Raw genomic sequence first — 6103 nt, 5'->3', positions numbered from 1 at the left:
GAGCCTGCTCGCGAACGCGGTGAGTCAGCCAACACTTATGGCAACTGACCGTCCGTCTTCGCGAGCAGGCTCGCTCCCACAGGGGTACTGCGTTTTACCCATTACTTAGTGAAACAGTACCGCCGTCTTCTGCAGGGTCACCCACACACCCCACGCCAACGGAATGCCTACCACCAGCCATGCGGCGATTGCCAGCGGCTTGCTGCCCGGCGCGGCTTTCCACTCCAGCACGGTGCTCGCATCAGCACCTTTGTCGTGGCCCAGCGCCTGTTCGGCGGCCAGTTCGGCGTCGGTCATGAAGTACTTGTCGGCCACCGGACGCACCAGCAGGTTGCAGAGGAAACCCAGCACCAGCAGACCGGCGAGGATGTACAAGGTGATGTCGTAAGCGGCCGCGCGTTCAACGCCGATGCTCAACTGATACTCACGCAGGTAGTTCACCAGCACCGGACCGAGCACGCCGGCCGCAGCCCAGGCGGTCAGCAGGCGACCATGGATCGCACCGACCATTTGTGTGCCGAACAGGTCGGCCAGATACGCCGGAACGGTCGCAAAACCACCGCCGTACATCGACAAGATGATGCAGAACGCCGCCACGAACAGCGCTACGTTGCCCAGATGGCCCATGTTCGGGATCAGCGCGTACAGGGCAAAACCGAGGGCGAAGAACACGAAGTAAGTGTTTTTGCGACCCAGGTAGTCCGAGAACGAGGCCCAGAAGAAGCGGCCACCGATGTTGAACAGGCTCAGCAGACCGGTGAAGCCGGCAGCAATCGCGGCGATCGAAGCCAGTTGCCCGGCGTCCAGTTGACCAAACGGCACGTCAACGCCCAGCAGCTTGCCGCCGAACACCTCCTGCAGCAGTGGCGAAGCCATGCCGAGAATGCCGATACCGGCCGACACGTTCAGGCACAGCACCAGCCACACCAGACGGAACTGCGGGGTCTTCCACGCCACATTCACGTGCACGTGACGGTGAGTGATCATCGAGTTCGAGGCTTTTTTCGCCGGAGCGGTCCAGCCTTCAGGCTTCCACCCGGTTGGCGGCACGCGGTAAGCCAACGCGCCACCGATCATGAACACGAAGTAGATCGCGGCCATGGCCACGAAGCTCTGCCAGACGCCGACACCGGCAGGCGAAGCGAAGTGGCTCATCAGCGCAGTCGCCAACGGTGCACCGACCATCGCGCCGCCGCCGAAGCCCATGATCGCCATGCCGGTCGCCATGCCGCGCTTGTCCGGGAACCACTTGATCAGGGTCGATACTGGCGAGATATAGCCCAGGCCCAGACCGATACCGCCGATCACGCCGGAGCCGATCCACATCAGCCAGATCTGGTGGGTATAAATCCCCAGTGCCGAGATCAGCAGACCGCCGCACCAGCACAGCGCCGAAACCACACCGGCCTTGCGTGGCCCGGCGTGTTCCAGCCAGCCACCCCAGATCGCGGCCGAGCAGCCGAGGAAGATAAAGAACAGGGTGTAGATCCAGCCGAGCATGGAGATCGGCCAGTCGCATTGCGAAGAGAAGACCTGAGCGATGAAGCTCATGTCCGGTGCGCAAGCCACCGGAGCCGTGACGCCCAGCGCCTTGGACAGCGGCAACCAGAACACCGAGAAACCGTAGGCCATGCCGATGCACAGGTGAATGGCCAAAGCGGCCGGTGGAACCAGCCAACGGTTGAAACCGGGCTTGGCGATAATGCGTTCCTTGGACAGGAACGCAGGCTGGTCGGCGCGAAGGCCGTCCGCCGTGATGCTCGTGCTCATTGTGTATCCCCCAATTATTAGTATGGTTCGCCAGCCACTGCTCACCCTCGGCCTTTATGCACGCAGGCATGACCGTTTTTTCGGGTGAAGCTCCTTGAAGGCGCGACGTTAAGTCGCAGAAGGACGGACGAACCGGCGAAGGTTACCATTTGCACGTGACAGAAAAACCAAACTGATATCACCTTTTTCATGTCATCTGATCTCGTCCCCCACAGGAAAAAGCCATGCCGATCGTTGTCCAAGCGCTGCACGATGCCAGTTACCAGGATCAACAGGATCTGCAGAAAATCTATCGGGACGCCCCGCAATGGCTGTTCGCACCGTATTCCGGGGACGCTCAACTGATCGAAAACAGCCTGGATGACAGCTCTTTGATTGCAGGACGTTTCAATGATCGCCTGCTGGGCGCAGCTCGCCTGACAAGGCACGACCGGGTTTGGTATTTGTCACATTTGTGTGTACGAAAAGTCACCCGGCGCCGTGGGGTGGCCGAGCGTCTGGTGAACCAAGCGCAGAAAATGGCGTCGCAAGCGGGTGCACAACTGCGCCTGCGCGCACCGGCCGGGCACCTTGAAATCCAGGCGCTGGCCATCAAATTGCAAGTGCCGCTGGACGTCCTCGCGACATGACTGCGCCCCGAACCGGGCGGATCCAGCGCTATACTCCCCGGCTAAATTACGAATTCGACTAACTACAAGGACTCGCCCATGAAAGCGTTCGGCAAAATCCTGGGTCTGGTACTTCTCGGGCTGTTGCTGATCATTGTGGCGGCGGGCTTCGCCCTGACCCACCTGTTTGATCCCAACGACTACAAAGACGAGATTCGCCAGATAGCCCGCGACAAGGCCCACATCGAGCTGACGCTCAATGGCGATATCGGCTGGAGCCTGTTTCCGTGGCTTGGCCTGGAACTGCATGAAGCCAGCATCGCCACCCTGATCAATCCGACCGAGCCGTATGCCGATCTGCAAATGCTTGGCCTGTCCGTGCGCGTGCTGCCATTGCTGCGCCGCGAAGTGCAGATGAGCGACGTGCGTGTCGAAGGCCTGAACCTGCGCCTGAAACGCGACAAGTCCGGCCACGGCAACTGGGAAGACATCGGCAAGCTGCCGCCTCCTGCCGTGCCTGCCGGCAGCCCTGCGCCAGCCAGCCCGCCTGTCGCAGAGGCCTCCGCCCAGCCGGAAAAACCGCCGCAGCCGATCCGCCTCGACATCGACAGCCTGACCGTCAACAACGCCCGGGTTGAATACAACGACGAGCAGACCGGCAAACAGTACAGCGCCGAAAGCATCCAGCTGAGCACCGGTGCGGTACACGACTCGACCAACATTCCGCTGAAAGCCACGGCGTTCCTCAGCACCAATCAGCCAGTGCTGCGCGTGCGTACCGAACTCAATGGCGAATTGCGCATCGAGCGTGCATTGCAACGCTACAAGTTCGAAGACATGAAGTTGTCCGGCGAACTGACTGGCGACCCGCTGCAGGGCAAGGCCATGACCTTCTCCGCCCAAGGGCAGATATTGCTGGACAAGGCAGCGAACGTCGCCGAATGGACCGGGATCAAGATATCTGCCAACCAGTTGCGCGCCTTGGGTGAGCTGAAAGCCAACGACCTCGACAAGACTCCGCAGATCACTGGCGGTATCTCGATCGCCCAGTTCGATCTGGCCAAGTTCGTCGACAGCATCGGCCAGACACTGCCAGCGATGGCGCCCGGCAGCCTGAGCAAGGTCGAGCTGGTCAGCCGCGTGGCCGCGACGCCCACCAGCGTGGCCTTCGACAACATCAACCTGAAACTCGACGACAGCAGCTTCAGCGGACGCATTGCCGTTGAGGACTTCGCCAAGCAGTCGCTGCGGGCGATCCTCAAGGCTGACACGTTTGATGTCGACCGCTACCTGCCGCCGAAATCGGAAAAAAGCCAAAAAACGCCACGCAAGTGCGTCAGGCCGAAGTCGCCAGCACCGAAGCCGATGCCATGGCCGGCGCCGGCAGCACACCGCTGCCGGACAAGCCGAGTAAAAGCGCCTGGAGCACCGAGCGCCTGTTGCCGGTCGAGCGCCTGGCCAAACTCGACGTTGATGCCGATCTGAGCTTCGGCCAACTGACCCTCGATAAACTGCCGATCCAGAACGCCGCGCTCAAAGCCACCGGCCAGGGCGGCCTGCTGACCCTGGAAAACCTGCGCGGCGGGCTGTACAACGGCGACTTCGAAGCCAAGGGCACCCTCGATGTGCGTCCAAGCGCGCCAGTGTTGAATCTGCAAACCCGGATCAACCGCGTGCCGGTGGAGAAAATCCTCGAAAGCCAGGGCAAGAACCCGCCAGTCAAAGGTCTGGTCACACTGACCAGCAGTCTCACCGGCAGCGGCAACAGCCAGCAGGCGCTGATCGAAACCCTCAACGGCAACGCCAGTTTCGTGATCAACAACGGCGTGCTGCTCAACGCCAACCTTGAACAGCAACTGTGCAAAGGCATCGCCACGCTTAACCGCAAAACCCTCAGCGGCGAGCCACGGGGCAAGGACACACCGTTCCAGGAACTCAAGGGCAACCTGACCTTGCGCAACGGCGTGGCGAGCAACCCGGACCTCAAGGTGCGCATCCCCGGCATGACCGTCAACGGCGACGGCGACATCGACCTGCGCGTGCTGGGCATGGATTACCGCGTCGGCATCATCGTCGAAGGCGATACCAGCGCCATGCCGGATCCGGCCTGTCAGGTCGGCGAGAAATTCGTCGGCATCGAGTGGCCGCTGCGCTGCCGTGGCCCGCTGGAGCTGGGCGCCAAGGCCTGCCGTGTGGATAACGAACGCCTCGGCCAGGTCGCGACCAAAATGGCCGGAGACAAACTCAGCGAGAAGATCGATGAAAAACTCGGCGACAAGGTCAGCCCGGAATTGAAGAACGCATTGAAAGGGCTGTTCAAGCGATGAGAGCGGAGCAGTTTTCCACGGCGGTGCTGGAATGGTTCGACCGCCACGGCCGCCACGATTTGCCTTGGCAGCAGGACATCAACCCGTATCGGGTGTGGGTCTCGGAGATCATGTTGCAGCAGACCCAGGTCAGCACCGTGCTCAATTACTTCGACCGCTTCATGACCGCGCTGCCGACGGTACAAGCATTGGCCGAAGCGCCGGAGGACGAAGTGCTGCATCTGTGGACGGGGCTGGGTTACTACACCCGCGCGCGCAATTTGCAGAAGACCGCAAAGATCGTCGTCAGCCAGTACGGTGGCGAATTTCCGCGGGACGTCGAAAAGCTGACAGATCTGCCGGGCATCGGCCTGTCCACCGCCGGCGCCATCGCCAGCATCAGCATGGGCCTGCGCGCGCCGATCCTCGATGGCAACGTCAAACGCGTTCTGGCGCGTTTTACTGCGCAAGAGGGTTACCCGGGTGAACCGAAGGTTGCCAGACAGCTGTGGGCCAACGCAGAGCGTTTCACGCCACATGATCGAGTCAACGCCTACACCCAGGCGATGATGGATCTCGGCGCCACGCTGTGCACCCGCAGCAAACCCAGCTGCCTGCTGTGTCCGCTGGAAAAGGGCTGCGAGGCGCACATGCTCGGCCTGGAAACGCGCTACCCGATCCCCAAACCGCGCAAAGCGATACCGCAAAAACGTACGCTGATGCCGATGCTCGCCAATAGCGACGGCGCGATTCTGCTTTATCGCCGTCCCTCCAGCGGTCTGTGGGGCGGTTTGTGGAGCCTGCCGGAACTCGACGATCTCGACGACCTGCAACATCTGGCCGATCAGCACTCGCTGTCCATGGGCGAACAGCAGGCGCTGCCAAGCCTCGTTCACACCTTCAGTCACTTCCAGCTGTCCATCGAACCCTGGCTGGTTCAGGTACAGGAGGCCACCCATCACGTGGCCGAGGCCGACTGGCTCTGGTATAACCTCGCCACCCCGCCGCGCCTGGGCCTTGCTGCCCCGGTCAAAACCTTGCTCGAGCGCGCGGCCGCCGTATTGAACGCAGGAGAGTCGTCATGACCCGCACCATCATGTGCCGCAAGTACAAAGAAGAATTGCCCGCGCTGGAACGCGCTCCTTTCCCGGGCGCCAAAGGTCAGGACATTCTTGACCACGTCTCGGCCAAGGCCTGGGCTGACTGGCAGAAACACCAGACCCTGCTGATCAACGAAAAGCGCCTGAACATGATGAATGCCGAAGACCGCAAATACCTTCAGGGCGAAATGGACAAGTACTTCTCCGGCGAGGATTACGCCAAGGCCGAAGGCTACGTTCCGCCTGCTGAGTAAACCCGCAAAATCCGGGGGCGAATCGTAAGCGACGGAATTAATTTAAGAAATTTTAAAAAAGTCGT

The 6103-nt window shown here is 61.1% G+C and carries 4 protein-coding genes and 1 pseudogene; 4 read left to right on the top strand and 1 reads right to left on the bottom strand.

Translation table 11 applies throughout. The features are described 5' to 3' along the window. Positions 1–105 precede the first annotated feature (105 nt). Positions 106–1770, bottom strand: a complete 1665-nt coding sequence (locus HT737_RS17405; RefSeq protein WP_131670902.1) for an OFA family MFS transporter — start codon at positions 1768–1770, stop codon at positions 106–108. 224 nt (positions 1771–1994) lie between these two features. On the opposite strand from HT737_RS17405, the gene HT737_RS17400 reads away from it, so the two are divergent. From HT737_RS17400 to HT737_RS17385, 4 genes and pseudogenes are all read left to right on the top strand, one after another. Further along, positions 1995–2399 carry an acetyl-CoA sensor PanZ family protein gene (locus HT737_RS17400; RefSeq protein WP_182403426.1) on the top strand — a complete coding sequence of 135 codons (405 nt, stop codon included), beginning with the start codon at positions 1995–1997 and terminating at the stop codon, positions 2397–2399. A 78-nt stretch (positions 2400–2477) separates the two neighbouring features. Continuing rightward, positions 2478–4705 (top strand): annotated as a pseudogene (locus HT737_RS17395) (AsmA family protein). Next, a complete protein-coding gene (mutY, locus tag HT737_RS17390; protein WP_182403424.1) occupies positions 4702–5769 on the top strand; it encodes an A/G-specific adenine glycosylase in 1068 nt (355 codons plus the stop codon). The pseudogene HT737_RS17395 and the gene mutY overlap by 4 nt, the downstream one beginning before the upstream one ends. Then, positions 5766–6038, top strand: a complete 273-nt coding sequence (locus HT737_RS17385) for an oxidative damage protection protein (protein WP_033043799.1) — start codon at positions 5766–5768, stop codon at positions 6036–6038. The genes mutY and HT737_RS17385 overlap by 4 nt, the downstream gene beginning before the upstream one ends. Positions 6039–6103: the final 65 nt, after the last annotated feature.

Source organism: Pseudomonas sp. MD195_PC81_125, from assembly GCF_014060985.1.
Taxonomy (GTDB): domain Bacteria; phylum Pseudomonadota; class Gammaproteobacteria; order Pseudomonadales; family Pseudomonadaceae; genus Aquipseudomonas; species Aquipseudomonas parakoreensis.
The sequence above is the reverse complement of the archived record's forward strand: the minus strand, read 5'-3'. Positions and strand labels throughout refer to the sequence as shown.